Source organism: Caulobacter sp. SRI_008 (genome assembly GCF_057586355.1).
The window spans coordinates 162892-176399 of the sequence record NZ_JBYCZS010000001.1 but is presented as its reverse complement, the minus strand read 5'-3'; the positions used below and the strand labels follow the sequence as shown (position 1 = coordinate 176399).

15 protein-coding genes are annotated in these 13508 nt (G+C 69.0%); 7 read left to right on the top strand and 8 right to left on the bottom strand.

All coding sequences use genetic code 11. The features are described 5' to 3' along the window. Window positions 1-12: 12 nt before the first annotated feature. The 4 genes from AC2YHT_RS00860 (at window position 13) to AC2YHT_RS00845 (ending at window position 3308) form a co-directional block, all read left to right on the top strand. On the top strand, window positions 13-192 hold the full coding sequence (locus AC2YHT_RS00860) for a hypothetical protein (RefSeq protein WP_487287718.1): 180 nt from the start codon (window positions 13-15) through the stop codon (window positions 190-192). Between the two features lie 101 nt (window positions 193-293). Further along, window positions 294-857, top strand: a complete 564-nt coding sequence (gene ahpC / locus AC2YHT_RS00855) for an alkyl hydroperoxide reductase subunit C (protein WP_110117960.1) — start codon at window positions 294-296, stop codon at window positions 855-857. A 138-nt stretch (window positions 858-995) separates the two neighbouring features. Beyond that, entirely contained in the window at window positions 996-2576 is a 1581-nt protein-coding gene (ahpF, locus tag AC2YHT_RS00850) for an alkyl hydroperoxide reductase subunit F (protein ID WP_487287717.1), read from the top strand. A gap of 135 nt (window positions 2577-2711) precedes the next feature. Next, entirely contained in the window at window positions 2712-3308 is a 597-nt protein-coding gene (locus AC2YHT_RS00845; protein ID WP_487287716.1) for a hypothetical protein, read from the top strand. Here AC2YHT_RS00845 and AC2YHT_RS00840 read toward each other — a convergent pair. Both AC2YHT_RS00840 and AC2YHT_RS00835 read right to left on the bottom strand, forming a co-directional pair. After that, the gene (locus AC2YHT_RS00840) at window positions 3305-4858 is read right to left on the bottom strand and encodes an ATP-binding protein (protein ID WP_487287715.1); all 1554 of its coding nucleotides are present in this window, start codon (window positions 4856-4858) and stop codon (window positions 3305-3307) included. The two genes, AC2YHT_RS00845 and AC2YHT_RS00840, sit on opposite strands and share 4 nt — an antisense overlap. A 348-nt stretch (window positions 4859-5206) precedes the next feature. Beyond that, entirely contained in the window at window positions 5207-6847 is a 1641-nt protein-coding gene (locus tag AC2YHT_RS00835) for an NAD(P)/FAD-dependent oxidoreductase (RefSeq protein WP_487287714.1), read from the bottom strand. A gap of 107 nt (window positions 6848-6954) precedes the next feature. On the opposite strand from AC2YHT_RS00835, the gene AC2YHT_RS00830 reads away from it, so the two are divergent. Next, window positions 6955-7746 (top strand): SMI1/KNR4 family protein, encoded by a 792-nt coding sequence (locus AC2YHT_RS00830; RefSeq protein ID WP_487287713.1) that lies wholly within the window; start codon window positions 6955-6957, stop codon window positions 7744-7746. A gap of 1 nt (window position 7747) precedes the next feature. Here AC2YHT_RS00830 and AC2YHT_RS00825 read toward each other — a convergent pair whose 3' ends face one another. Beyond that, entirely contained in the window at window positions 7748-8197 is a 450-nt protein-coding gene (locus tag AC2YHT_RS00825; RefSeq protein ID WP_487287712.1) for a MarR family winged helix-turn-helix transcriptional regulator, read from the bottom strand. Then, window positions 8194-8610: an organic hydroperoxide resistance protein gene (locus AC2YHT_RS00820; RefSeq protein WP_110118053.1), complete on the bottom strand. Its 417-nt coding sequence runs from the start codon at window positions 8608-8610 to the stop codon at window positions 8194-8196. Before AC2YHT_RS00820 ends, AC2YHT_RS00825 begins: the two co-directional genes overlap by 4 nt. A 148-nt stretch (window positions 8611-8758) precedes the next feature. Here AC2YHT_RS00820 and AC2YHT_RS00815 point away from each other — a divergent pair, with 148 nt between their 5' ends. Further along, window positions 8759-9688, top strand: a complete 930-nt coding sequence (locus AC2YHT_RS00815; RefSeq protein ID WP_487287711.1) for a DUF2268 domain-containing putative Zn-dependent protease — start codon at window positions 8759-8761, stop codon at window positions 9686-9688. 3 nt (window positions 9689-9691) lie between these two features. Here AC2YHT_RS00815 and AC2YHT_RS00810 read toward each other — a convergent pair whose 3' ends face one another. Beyond that, window positions 9692-10399 (bottom strand): DnaJ domain-containing protein, encoded by a 708-nt coding sequence (locus AC2YHT_RS00810; RefSeq protein WP_487287710.1) that lies wholly within the window; start codon window positions 10397-10399, stop codon window positions 9692-9694. Window positions 10400-10452: 53 nt separating this feature from the next. Then, entirely contained in the window at window positions 10453-10830 is a 378-nt protein-coding gene (locus AC2YHT_RS00805) for a hypothetical protein (RefSeq protein ID WP_487287709.1), read from the bottom strand. Window positions 10831-10864: 34 nt separating this feature from the next. Here AC2YHT_RS00805 and pdxH point away from each other — a divergent pair, with 34 nt between their 5' ends. Then, complete coding sequence (gene pdxH, locus AC2YHT_RS00800) at window positions 10865-11533, top strand: pyridoxamine 5'-phosphate oxidase (RefSeq protein WP_487287934.1); 669 nt, start codon at window positions 10865-10867, stop codon at window positions 11531-11533. An 8-nt stretch (window positions 11534-11541) separates the two neighbouring features. On the opposite strand, the gene AC2YHT_RS00795 is transcribed toward pdxH, so the two are convergent. Together AC2YHT_RS00795 and AC2YHT_RS00790 are read right to left on the bottom strand one after the other, a co-directional pair. Further along, window positions 11542-12654 (bottom strand): lysozyme inhibitor LprI family protein, encoded by a 1113-nt coding sequence (locus AC2YHT_RS00795; protein WP_487287708.1) that lies wholly within the window; start codon window positions 12652-12654, stop codon window positions 11542-11544. Between the two features lie 90 nt (window positions 12655-12744). Continuing rightward, window positions 12745-13365, bottom strand: a complete 621-nt coding sequence (locus tag AC2YHT_RS00790) for a TetR/AcrR family transcriptional regulator (protein ID WP_110118058.1) — start codon at window positions 13363-13365, stop codon at window positions 12745-12747. Window positions 13366-13508 lie beyond the last annotated feature (143 nt).

The following is a 13508-nucleotide window of genomic DNA, read 5'->3' as shown; positions in this document are numbered from 1 at the left end:
CGAGGATTTCGCGTGACCGACCGCACCTGCGAAGAACTGGCAGAACTTTGGCGCACGGTGTTCGGCGAGCCGCCGCCGATCACTTCCGAGCCGGGCCTCGTCGCCGAGGTCCTGGTGCGCTGCCTGCCGCTCGCCGAACCCTATGGCCCGCAAGCTTTGCCCGTGGCTAAGCTTGAGCGGAAGGCGTCCTGAGAGCCTCATAGGCCCTATCTATCTCGCGAACTGATTTTATCGATTGGACCTATTTGCTGCGGCGCGATACCTACGACGCATCCTTTCCAACGGAGCGTCTCATGTCGCTGATCAACACCGAGATCAAACCCTTCACCGCCCAATCCTATAAGGACGGCAAGTTCGTCACGGTCAGCGACGCCGACCTGAAGGGCAAGTGGTCGGTGGTCTTCTTCTACCCGGCCGACTTCACCTTCGTCTGCCCGACCGAACTGGAAGACCTGGCCGACAACTACGAGGTCTTCACCCGCCTGGGCGTCGAGATCTACGCCGTGTCGACCGACACCCACTTCTCGCACAAGGCCTGGCACGACAGCTCGCCGGCCATCGGCAAGATCAAGTACCACATGGTCGGCGACCCCTCGGGCACGATCACCAACAACTTCGAAGTGATGCGTCCGGGCGTCGGCCTGGCCGACCGCGGCACCTTCCTGATCGACCCGGAAGGCGTGATCCAGTTCACCGAGACCACCGCCGAAGGCATCGGCCGCAACGCCATCGAGCTGCTGCGCAAGATCAAGGCCGCCCAGTACGTGGCCTCGCACCCGGGCGAAGTCTGCCCGGCCAAGTGGGAAGAGGGTGAAAAGACCCTGGCTCCCTCGCTCGACCTCGTCGGCAAGATCTAAGCACTAAAGCCTACCCCGCGCCGCCGCTCCTCTCCCTTCTGGGGTGGCGGCGCACCCCTCGATCGTTCGCCGCGTTCGATCCTCCCCCGACAATCGAACGCCTGTCTTTTCCTCCCCCTAGCCTTTTGGGAGCGCGCCATGCTGGACGCCGGTCTGAAGACCCAGTTGACCACCTACCTGCAGAACCTGCGCCAGCCGATCGAACTGGTCGCCTCCCTCGGCGACGACAAGGGTTCGAAGGACATGCTCTCCCTGCTGGAAGACGTGGCCTCGACCTCCGACAAGGTCAGCCTGAATCTGGCCGGCGACGACTCCCGCAAGCCTTCGTTCGCCATCACCCGCGCTTCGGGCGACGCCGATGTGCGCTTCGCCGGCCTGCCGCTGGGCCACGAGTTCACCTCGCTGGTGCTGGCCCTGCTGCACGTCGGCGGCCACCCGCCGCGCCTCGACGCCGAGGTGATCGAGCGCATCAAGGGCCTGGACGGCGACTACAGCTTCGAGACCTATTTCTCGCAGTCCTGCCAGAACTGCCCCGACGTGGTGCAGGCGCTGAACACCATGAGCGCCCTGAACCCCCGCATCCGCCACGTCGCCATCGACGGCGCGCTGTTCCAGGCGGAAGTTGAGCAGCGCCAGGTCATGGCCGTGCCGACCATCCTGCTGAACGGCCAGCCGTTCGGCCAGGGCCGCATGGAGGTCGAGCAGATCCTGGCCAAGCTCGACACCGGCGCCGAAGCCCGCGCCGCCGAGAAGATCAAGACCAAGGACGCCTTCGAGGTGCTGGTCATCGGCGGCGGTCCCGCCGGCGCGGCCGCGGCCGTCTACGCCGCCCGCAAGGGCATCCGTACCGGCGTGGCGGCTGAGCGCTTCGGCGGCCAGGTGCTCGACACCATGGCCATCGAGAACTTCATCTCGGTCCAGCACACCGAAGGCCCCAAGCTGGCCACGGCGCTGGAACAGCACGTCAAGCAGTACGACGTCGACGTGATGAACCTGCAGAAGGCCGTCGGCCTGGTGGCTCCCAAGATCCCGGGCGGCCTGATCGAGGTCAAGCTCGAGAACGGCGCCAGCCTGAAGTCGCGCACCGTGATCCTGTCCACCGGCGCCCGCTGGCGGAACGTCAACGTGCCCGGCGAGGCCGAGTACAAGAACAAGGGCGTGGCCTATTGCCCGCACTGCGACGGCCCGCTGTTCAAGGGCAAGCGCGTGGCGGTGATCGGCGGCGGCAACAGCGGCGTCGAGGCGGCCATCGACCTGGCCGGCATCGTCGCCCACGTCACCCTGATCGAGTACGACAGCCAGCTGCGCGCCGACGCCGTTCTGCAACGCAAGCTCGCCAGCCTGCCGAACGTCACCATCGTCACTTCGGCCATGACCACCGAGATCCACGGCGACGGCGCCAAGGTCAGCGGCCTGTCCTACAAGGACCGCAACCACGACACGGCCCACCGCGTCGATCTGGAAGGCGTGTTCGTGCAGATCGGCCTGGTGCCCAACACCGAGTGGCTGAAGGATTCGAACGTCGCCCTGAGCAATCGCGGCGAGATCGAAGTCGACTATCGCGGCGAGACCTCGATGCCGGGCGTCTTCGCGGCCGGCGATGCGACCACCACGCCGTACAAGCAGATCATCATCGCCATGGGCGAGGGCGCCAAGGCCTCGCTGTCGGCCTTCGACTACCTGATCCGCCTTCCCGCTGAGCAGGCCGAAGCGGCCTGATCGGGCTTACGGACTGAAACGACGAAGGCCCGGACGAGCGATCGTCCGGGCCTTTTCGCTTGTGTAGGGCGGGGCTGGTCAACCTGCGCGGTTGCTCTAGTCTTTCCGGGCGTGGCGTCAGGGGGAGGGCGGCCGGTGAAGATCAAGCGCGGGACGTGGGCCAGGATCGTCGGCTGGGTGCTGTTTGCTCCCGTGGCCGCCTTTGTGGCCGTTGGGGCGCTGTTCCGCATCCAGGGCGGCGTCGACTACCTCTGGTACATCGCCACCCGCAGCGACGTCTTCAACACCTGGGCCGTGCTGTCGATCCTGACGGTCGTGACCGGGGTGGCGGGCCTTGCCGGCGCCGCGTTCTGGATCTGGCGTCGCCGCATGGCCTATGCGACCGCCTTCCTGGCCCTGACGATCCCCGCGCCGATGATCGCCGAGGCCAGCAGCTGCGACTGGTACGGCTGCGCGCCCATCACCTGGGCCGCGCTGCATCCCGAGATGCTGGCCTGGGAGGTCCGTCTGCGCGACGCCGACGCGGACGCCGCCAAGGGTATCGCCTTCGATACGCTGCGCCTGTCCTACATGCCCTACACGGCCGCCGCGCCCCGGCGTGAAGGCCGCGTCTGGCGCCTTGAGACGCGAACCGACCAGGGCGTGCGCGGCCCCCACGACGTGCTGGTCGACGCCAGGACCGGCCGCGCGGCCGTGGTCCCCGTCGACGCCCCGGCCTCGCTCCTGCGCTAGGCCACCGCCGCGTGGATCCCCGCCAGCAGGTTGGCGGCGGTGATCGGCTTGGAGACGTGCAGGTCGGCGCCGGCGTCCAGGGCTTCGTGGCGGTGCTTCATCAGGGCGTTGGCGCTGAGCATGACGATCGGCGTGCGCGTCGCGCCGCGCTCGGCCTCCAGGGCGCGGATGGCCCGGGTGGCGGTCAGCCCGTCCATGCGCGGCATCTGCATGTCCATCAGCACCACGTCGAACGCGCCGTCGCCGAAGGCGGCGATCGCCTCCAGGCCGTCCTCGACGGTCACCACCTGGGCGCCCTGCGAGGCCAGGATCAGCTGGGCCACGCGCTGGTTGGTGGGATGGTCCTCGACCAGCAGCACGCGCAGCGGCTGGTCGGGCAGGGCGATCGGCTCGAGCGGGACGGGATCGACGTCGGCGTCGGCTTCGACGGCCTCCTGCAGGCGGGGCAGGCTGAGCGAGACGACGAAGCGACTGCCGAGGCCGGGCCGCGACGTGGCGGAGATCTCGCCGCCCATCATCTCGACCAGCGAGCGGCAGATCGACAGCCCCAGGCCCGTGCCGCCGAACCGGCGGCTGATCGACTGGTCGGCCTGGCTGAAGCGGTTGAACAGCCCCCCGGCCTGGTCGGCCTCGAAGCCGATGCCGGTGTCCTCGATCTCGAAGGTCAGGCGGGTGTCGCCGGCGATCTCCTCGGAGCCGACGCGCAGGGTCACCCCGCCCTCGTCGGTGAACTTGATGGCGTTCGACAGCAGGTTGTTGAGCACCTGGCTCAGGCGCATGCCGTCGCCCAGGTGCCGGCCGCCGGTCAGGGCCGGGCGCTCGATGGTGAAGGTCAGGCCCTTCTCCTGCGCGCGGCGGCGCAGCATCTCGACGCCGAGGCGCAGCGCCTGGTCGAGGTTGAACGAGCGGTTCTCCAGCTGCAGCTGGCCGGCCTCGATCTTGGAGACGTCGAGAAAGTCGGACACCAGCCGCTCCAGCGTCGCGCCGGAATCGCGCACCAGCCCGACCATCTCGGCCTGCTCGGGGCTGAGCGTTGTGCGCGACAGGGCGTCGATGATGCCGATGACGCCGTTCAGCGGCGTGCGGATCTCGTGGCTGATATTGGCCAGGAAGTTGGACTTGGCCCGGTTGGCCGCCTCCGCCGCCATCTTGGCCTCCAGCAGGTGGCGCTCGGCCGCGACCCGGTCGGTGACGTCGCGGGCCACGCCGTAGATGCGGTCGCCGGCCCGCTGGGCCCGCCATTCCAGCGTGCGGTAGTGGCCGTCGGCGTGGCGATAGCGATTGATGAAGCCGAGGACGGGGTCGCCGTCGCGCCGGGTCTCGACCTCGACCACGCTGTCCTGGGTGCCTGGCATGTCTTCCGGATGGACCAGCCGCAGCAGGGGCCGGCCTTCCATGTCCTCGGGGCTGTGTCCCAGCTTGGTCTGCCAGGACCGGCTGGCCTTCAGCACCGTGCCTTGCAGGTCGCGTATGACCAGCAGGTCGAGCGAGACCTCGAAGAACGAACTGGCGTCCACGAGCAAGGCTTCGCGGCCTTTGGCCTGGGTCACGATCGAAATCCCTGGAAAACGCCGACTAGAGTTCAGCCTAGCGCAACAAGGTTAAATTCCGATATCAATGATTTCGGTGTAATTTTCGCGAAAAGAGAGTGTCGCCAATAATTCTTCTTTTGCGAGAATTGTTGGCGACCATTGATATTTGACCGAGTGGCGGCTGAAACCCTCTCCCCTTGCGGGAGAGGGTGGCCTCCCGGAGGGAGGTCGGGTGAGGGGTCTCTCAGAACTCAAAGCCGCGTGCGGCGGCCAGGCTGGGTGATGCGTGTCCCATCTGAGAGACCCCTCATCCGTCGGCCTTCGGCCGCCACCTTCTCCCGCAAGGGGAGAAGGATCGAGCCAGCCTTACGCCTCCGCCGCCCACCCCCGCGCCACGTACGCCGCCGCCACAGCCTCGGCGATCTTGATGCCGTCCACGCCCGCCGACAGGATCCCCCCGGCATAGCCCGCGCCTTCGCCGGCCGGGAACAGGCCGGCGGTGTTGAGGCTCTGGCCGTCCTTGCCGCGGGTGATGCGGATCGGCGAGGAGGTGCGGGTCTCGACGCCGGTCATCAGCACGTCCGGGTGGTCGTAGCCGGCGATCTGGCGGCCGAAGACGGGCAGGGCCTCGCGCATGGCCTCCAGCACGAACGGCGGCAGGCATTGCGCCAGGTCCGTCATCTTGATCCCCGGCTTGTAGGACGGCGAGACCTCGCCCAGCGCTTCGGACGGACGGCCGGCCATGAAGTCGCCGACCTTCTGGGCCGGGGCCTTGTAGTCGCCGCCGCCGGCGGTGAAGGCCAGGCTCTCCCACTTGCGCTGGAATTCGATGCCGGCGAGCGGGTGGCCCGGATAGTCGCGCTCGGGATCGATGGCCACGACGAAGCCGGAGTTGGCGTTGCGCTCGTTGCGCGAATACTGGCTCATGCCGTTGGTCACGACCCGGTTCGGCTCCGAGGTCGCCGCCACCACCGTGCCGCCCGGGCACATGCAGAAGCTGTAGACCGTGCGGCCGTTGGAGCAGTGGTGCGACAGGCTGTAGTCGGCCGCGCCCAGGTCCGGATGGCCGGCGCAGGCTCCAAAGCGCGCCTTGTCCATCCACGACTGCGGATGCTCGATGCGCACGCCGATCGAGAACGGCTTGGCCTCGATGTGGACGCCGCGCTCGTGCAGGACCTCGAAGGTGTCGCGGGCGCTGTGCCCCACGGCCAGCACCACGTGCTGGGTCTCCAGATACTCGCCGGTCGACAGGCGCAGGCCCTTGAGTTTGCGCGCGCCGTCCTCGCCGGTCTCGATGTCGAAATCCTCGACCCGATGCTGCCAGCGGTATTCGCCGCCCAGGCTCTCGATCAGGGCGCGGATGTTCTCGACCATGTGCACCAGGCGGAAGGTGCCGATGTGCGGGTGGGCCTCGGTCAGGATCTCTTCCGGCGCGCCGGCGGCGACGAACTCCTCCAGCACCTTGCGGCCCAGGAAGCGCGGATCCTTGATCTGGCTGTAGAGTTTGCCGTCCGAGAAGGTGCCCGCGCCCCCTTCGCCGAACTGGACGTTGGACTCCGGGTTCAGCTCGCTCTTGCGCCACAGGGCCCAGGTGTCCTTGGTGCGCTCGCGCACCACCTTGCCGCGGTCGAGGATGATCGGCTTGAAGCCCATCTGGGCCAGCACCAGCCCCGCGAACAGGCCGCAGGGGCCGGCGCCGATCACCACCGGGCGCGGGCCGTCGAAGCCCTCCGGCGCGCGGACGGGGAAACGGTAGTCGGTGTCGGGCGTCGGCCGCACCTGGTGGTCGGCGGCGAAGCGCTCCAGCACGACGGCCTCGTCGCGCAGGGCCACGTCCACCGTGTAGATCATCAGGATCGCCGACTTCTTGCGCGCGTCATGGGCGCGCCGCCAGAGCCTGACGTCCAGCAGGTCGGCCGGATCGATCCCCAGGCGCGCGCAAATGGCCGGGGCCATGGCCTCCGGCGCATGGTCCAGGGGCAGCTTCAGTTCAGAAAGGCGCAGCATGGGCGCGGTTTAGCGGGTTGGAGGCGCGGGCGCCATGGGCGGATGGGCGCAGCGCGCGGCGACGAGGTTCGCATTGCCGTCGAACCGGTCGCGGCCTAGCTTGGGGCATGGCGCTTCAGCAGGATATTCTGGTCACGCCGAGCCAGTTTTGGCGGTCGCGCGACTTCGGCCACAATCCGCCTGTTCCCGAGCCCTTCAAGGTGAGGCTCGAGGCCGCGATCACCCACGTCTGGGCCGGGGTGGTCCGCGAGCCCGGCCATGCGTTCGACGGCCAGGCCGTCTATCTATCGCAGCGCCAAAGGGATTGGACTGGGGAGGTCCACGTCGAGGTCTCGCCGACGGCTTCGGACGGCTATTTCTCGGGGGATGCCCAAGTACAGGTTCGGCCAGCAAGGCCCGCCGTCGAAGGCGCGTCGTTCAGGCCCGGCGTCGCGGACGGCGCGACGCCTCACGAGCGGCTGACCGCGCTCTGGGAGAGGCCGGAGCACGCCCGTCACCGGCTCGTCTCGCATGGCGAGGCGGAGGTCGCCTCCCTGGCGGCGCACTACGGCGTCCGCCTGCCCGACGATTTCCGCGACTACCTGATCCACGCCTGTTCGACCGTCGACGACGGCGGCGACATGGACAACTTCTTCAATGCCTGGTGGGGTCTCGAACGGATCCGATCGGTGATCGAGGAGTGCGGCGGACCCGAGAGGGATCCGGTCCTGGCCGTCGCCTCGATGAAAGCGTTGATTTTCGCCGACACCCTCATTTGGTGCTCGGCCTGGGCCATCTGCTGCGAGGAGGGACCGGACTTTGGCCGTGTCTTCCTAGTGTCGGATTCCAACCGTTTCGTCGCCGACAGCTTCACCGAGTTCGTCGAGCGCTACCTGCGGGACGATCGGGCGCTGTATTGATCTAAACCGCCAGCCGCTTCAGCCGCTCGCGCAACTCCACCAGCTCCGGAAGCGGCGTGTCGAGCTTGCAGAAGAACTGCTCGGCCACTTCCAGCGCCTTGTCGCGCATGGCCTCGCCCGCCGGGGTCAGCGAGACGATCACCCGCCGCTCGTCCTGCGGGTCGCGGCCGCGGGCGATCAGGCCGGCGGTCTCGAGGCGCTTGAGCAAGGGGGTGAGGGTGCTGGACTCCAGGTCCAGCGCCTCGCCCACCTCGCCGACCGTGCGCGGGTTCTTCTCCCACAGCACCAGCAGGGCCAGGTACTGCGGATAGGTGATGCCCAGGGCGTCGAGCAGCGGCCGGTAGAGCCGCGTCACCCGGTTGGCGGCGCTGTACAGCGCGAAGCAGAGCTGGCGGTCGAGGCGCAAGACCTCGACCGCGTCACGCTTGGAAATGTCCGGTTCCGAACTCATGCGGCCTTTACGCTGAGGGCGACGTCGATGTTGCCGCGGGTGGCGTTGGAATAGGGGCAGACCTGGTGCGCCGTGGCAACCAGGGCTTCGGCGGCTTCCTGCGAAAGGCCTTGGGTCTCGACTTCCAGGGCGACTTCCAGCTTGAAGCCGACTTCCTGGGCGGCCAGGCCGACGACGCCGGTGACGGTCGAGCCGGTCAGCGGGATCTTCTGCTGGCGGGCCACGAAGGCCATGGCGCTCTGGAAGCAGGCGGCGTAGCCGGCCGCGAACAGCTGCTCGGGATTGGTGCCGTCTTCCTTGCCGCCCAGGGCCTTGGGCATGGCCAGGCGCACGTCCAGCAGGCCGTCGGCGCTGCGGACGCCGCCTTCGCGGCCGCCGGTGGCCGTGGCGCGGGTTTGGTAGAGAGTGCTCATCGGGTTCGCTCCTGCGATTGAATTGGTGAGTACGATTTAATCGTGCACGATATAAAAACAAGAGCGACACCGTCGATTTTTTCGCGCGCTTGATTTTGGCCGCTGGCGCGGGTCAGCCTCGCCCTCTCGAAAGACGGGGGAGGGGCGCATGGGATCCTGGTTTCTGAAGGCGGGCCTGGTGGCCGCGCTGACGCTGGCCAGCCCCGCCTGGGCGCAGCCGACCTCGACGCAAACGGGGAAGGCGACGCTCGACACCGCCGACGTCGATCTCTTCTACCGCCTCTATGACGAGACCGGCGGCCATCCCAGCGCCGAGCAGCTGCAGGGCCGCTACATCGACGCCGGCTCGCCGGGCCTGCGCACCTTCTTCGACGCCCGCCGCACGACCGCGACCCGGCTGGCCGAGACCATCGCCGCCCGGCCCGAGCTCTACAGCCGCGCCCGCGACTGCGCCGCGACCCTGCCGCGGGTGAAGGGCCGGGTCGATACGGCCCTGGCCAGGTTCGCGGTCTTGTATCCCGAAGCGCGCGTCCCGTCGGTGACGCTCGCCGTCGGCCGGGGCAAGCCGATCGCCATCGGCAGTCCGGTCACCGGCGTGCAGGTGGGGCTGGAGGCGCTGTGCACCGTCGACTTCATCGATCCCGACGTCGAAAGCCGCTTCGTCGGCGTGCTGATCCACGAATACGCCCACGCTCAGCAGAACCCGCTGCTGACCGAGAAGCAGCAGCCGACCGTCCTGGAAAGCGCCCTCGTCGAAGGCGGGGCCGAGTTCGTCACCCAGCTGCTGCTGGGCCGCCCGGCCTATGTCTATTTCGGGCCGCTGACCAAGGGGCGCGAGCGCGAGATCGAGACGGCCTTCGCCGCCGATCTCGACAAGACCGACCTGTCGGCCTGGTTCTACAATTCCACGCTCGAGAAGCCCGCCGACCTCGGCTACTGGGTCGGCTACCGCATCGCCAAGGCCTATTACGACAAGGCCCCGGACAAGCAGGCGGCGCTGCGCGAGATCCTCACGGTCTCGGACGTGCACGCCTTCCTGGCCGCCAGCGGCTGGACGCCGGGCATGACGCTGGAGTGAGGGTCAGGCCGCCCAGGCGGCCGCGAAGCGCTTCAGCTGCGAGCGGGCGGCGCTTTCGTGCACGGTTCCGGTGCGCTCCAGGCGCAGGAAGAGGTCGCCGGCCGGATGGGCGCCGCGCGCGGGCAGGCCCTGGCCGTTGAGGCGCACCAGGCCTCGCTCGGCGGCCTTGGTCGAGATCCATACGGTGCGCGGGCCGATGATCGTGTCCAGCTCCACGCGGCCGCCTTCGGCCAGGACCTGGGCGTCCAGTTGCACGGTCAGCCACAGGTCGTGGCTGCGCACCAGGGCGGCGGGATCGGCCTTGATGCGCACGGTCAGCAGGGTGTTGCCGACGCGCACGGTGTCGCGCTGGCGAAGGCCCGCGGGCAGGGTCAGGCGCAGGCGGCGATCACCGATCCGGGCCTCCAAGGCGCCGCCGGAAAAGGCGAAGGCCGCGTCGATGTCCAGGCAGGCCTGGCTCGGCATGGCCGGGGTCTCGACGGTGGCGGGCGGAAAGCCCATGGGCGCGGGCGCATCCACGCCCTGCAGCATGCGATAGGCCGCCAGCACGTCGCGGAACAGGACCGCGTCGCCGCCCGGACGGTCGGGGTGGGCGCGCTTGGCGGCCTCGCGATAGGCCGCGCGCAGCTCGCGCTCGTCGGCGCCGGGCGCGACGCCCAGAATGGCGCGGGCGGCGGAAAGGGACAGGGAAGGGGCCGAGGCGGCGGTCATGCCGCGACCCTCGCGCGGACTTGGTCAACGCCGGGTTAAGTTAAGACTTTCGGTCAGCTCCGTGCGGCGATCAGCGCCAGGCTTCCGAACATCACGACCATCACGGTGACCATGCCGATGACCAGCCAGGAACCGCTGCGTTTGTGCCAGGTGATGGGCACATGGGTGGAGGGGCCCTCGGTCCGCGCCCTCAGCGCCCAGCGCTTGACCTCCTGCACCGCCGCGTACACGCCGGCGACGAAGGCGCCGCCATAGATCAGGATGCAGCTCAACCAGTCGAGCAGATCCTCCGGCGGTCGGGTCCGCAGCCTGTCGACGAGCCAGAAGGCGCTGATCGCCATCCACAGCGCGAACGGGATCCAGGCGAGGCGGGCGCGGGTTGCTAGCGTCATGCGGCGAAACTGAGGGGCGAGCAGGCCCAGGTCAAGCATGGCCCCCGGACGCGCGCGGGCCTATATCCAGGGCATGACCGACGCGCCGCTGATCCCCGCCTCGCCCAGCGAGGACGACTACGTCTCCCAGGTGACCACCGCGACCCCGCCGCCGCTGCTGCCGGAGGGCGATCCGATCCACCTGTTCGGCGAATGGCTGGCCGAGGCCGGCAAGTCCGAGCCCAACGATCCCAACGCCATGACCGTCTCGACGGTCGACGAGTCCGGCATGCCCGACTCGCGCATGGTGCTGCTGAAGGAGGTCGATAGCCGCGGCTTCGTCTTCTACACCAACCTGGAAAGCGCCAAGGGCGTGGAGCTGGCCGCCAACCCGAAGGCCGCCCTGCTGTTCCACTGGAAGTCGCTGCGCCGCCAGGTGCGGGTGCGCGGCGTCGTCGAGCCGGTCAGCGAGGCCGAGGCCGACGCCTATTTCGCCAGCCGCGCCCGCCACAGCCAGCTGGGCGCCTGGGCCAGCGACCAGTCGCGGCCGCTGCCCGACCGCCTGGCCCTGGAGCGCCGCGTGGCCGAGATGGGCCTCAAGCACGGCCTGATCGGCAAGGTGCCGCGCCCGCCCCACTGGTCGGGCTTCCGTATCGTACCGCAGGTCATCGAGTTCTGGCGCGACCGCCCGTTCCGCCTGCACGAGCGCCTGGTCTACGACCGCGTCGACGGCGCCTGGACGACCAAGCGGCTGTTCCCCTGACCTGAGCCTCAGTAGCCCGAGCAGCGCTCGGCATAGTTCGGGTCGATGTCGTGGTCGGCCAGGATGCAGGCCAGCTGGCCGACGCGATCGCGCGTCAGCCGCGCCGCCAGCGCTTCGGTCGAGGCCTTGGGCCAGGCGACCGGGGCGAAGGCCAGCCAGGCGTCGCGATAGGCGATCCAGGCCCGCTCGGTCTCGCGCACGCCTTCGCGGGTGATCTCGCCGAGCTGTCCCGGCTGCCGGGGCGGAAGCTCGCCCATGGCCACCGCGTACACGCGGTTGAGACTGCCGTCGTATTCCCGATGCTCGCCCACGCCGGTGACGCGGGCCGCGCCTGACAGCTGTTCCAGCTGCTCGACATGGAAGTCATGGGCGTCTTCGGAGATCCGCAGCGGAACGCCCCGGTTCATCGCGCCCGGCGGGGATTCGTTGGCCTGCCGCACCTCGACGAACCGCGCCTCGGCCGCGTTCAGCGCCGCGTAGGCCTGGCGGGCCGCCGGCGAGAAGCCCCGGGTCAGCACCGCCAGCTTCGCGGCGCGCACCGGCTGCGCCTGCCGCGCCCCGTGCGCCAGACAGACCGGCGCGGAGACGTTGGACGAGCCGGGAACCACGTCGCGGCAGTAATCGAAGGGCTCGTCCGCTGGTCCGCCCCGGCGACGGACGTCCAGCGCCTGCACCAGGGTGTCGCTGTCGACCGGCGCGCCCCAGGTGGCGCAGGCCATGTGCACCGCCAGGTCGAGGTCCTTCTTCGCGCCCCGACCGTTGGCGTAGATGGTCATCAGCATGCCGGCGCCGGCGAACGGCTCGTACGGCTTTTCGCCGGTCTTCATTTCCAGGATCGCGCACTGGCGGGCCTTGACCGGATCGGCCGCCATGCCGATCCCGTAGTAAAGCGCCTCGGACGAGCAGCCCTTCAGCGTCCGGGCGGTCGCCGCGTCGGGAACGTCCTGTGGCGGCGGGGCGCGGTCGCGCACGGCCCGGCACAGGGCCTGACTCCTGGCGAACTGCGGATCGCCGTCGCTGCGGCCGTCCGGCTCGCCGAAATAGCCGTCCTGGGCGGCGAACCCGCACAGCGCCAATGCGGCCAGGGCCACAGCCCCGGCGATCGCGATCCTCGTCGGCATGACTTCCCCCTCCAGCCCCCAAGACGGCGCGCGTAACGCGCCGCCGTCACCGCCAGCCTAAGGCGGCGACGGACGTTCGTCATGGGGACCCTACTTGGTCGCGTATCGCGCCAGGAAGGTCTCGACCGCGTCCTCGGCGATCTGGTTCACCGGCCGGTCGGGCTGCACGTCGTCGCCTGCCGACAGGCCCAGCACCAGGGTGGCGTGGTCGAGCATGCCCATCAGCTGGCCGGCCGCCCAGGAGGGCTTGTCGACCTTGAGGTCGCCGGACGCGGTCAGCTCCTTGACCACCTGGATGGCCGCCCCGCCCAGCGACTCGCGCGCCGCGCCCAGGAAGTGGTCGGCCACCCCCTCGAACCGCCTTCGTTCGGCGGTCACCATCCGGAACATCGCCCGCGTCTCCGGCGTGGCGAAGAAGGTGGCGTAGGCGCGGGATAGGGCGGTGAGCCGCGCGCGGGCGTCGCCGACCGCATTGGCGCTTTCGCGCACCGGTTCGGCCATGCTCCGTACGCTGTCGACGACGACGGTGCGGAACAGTTCGGCCTTGCTTGGGAAGTAGGCATAGAGCGTGGCGGTCGAGACGCCCGCGGCGCGGGCTACCGATTCCATGCCCGCGTCGGCGTAGCCTTCCTTGAGGAAGATCTCGCGCGCCGCCGCCAGGATCTCGGCCTTCTTGTGCTCGGAGCGCTTCAGGCCGGAGCCGATGAGCATGGTGGCCTCAACATCAGACTGTGGTTATCAAACGCTACTATCGTCTAAGTAGATGTAGCAAGCGTCCGCGAGGACTTGCAGCGAACTTTGCGCTATGGGACGCCCCGGCGCCGCCGATCGGGGCGGGCGAAGACGAGGTTGGA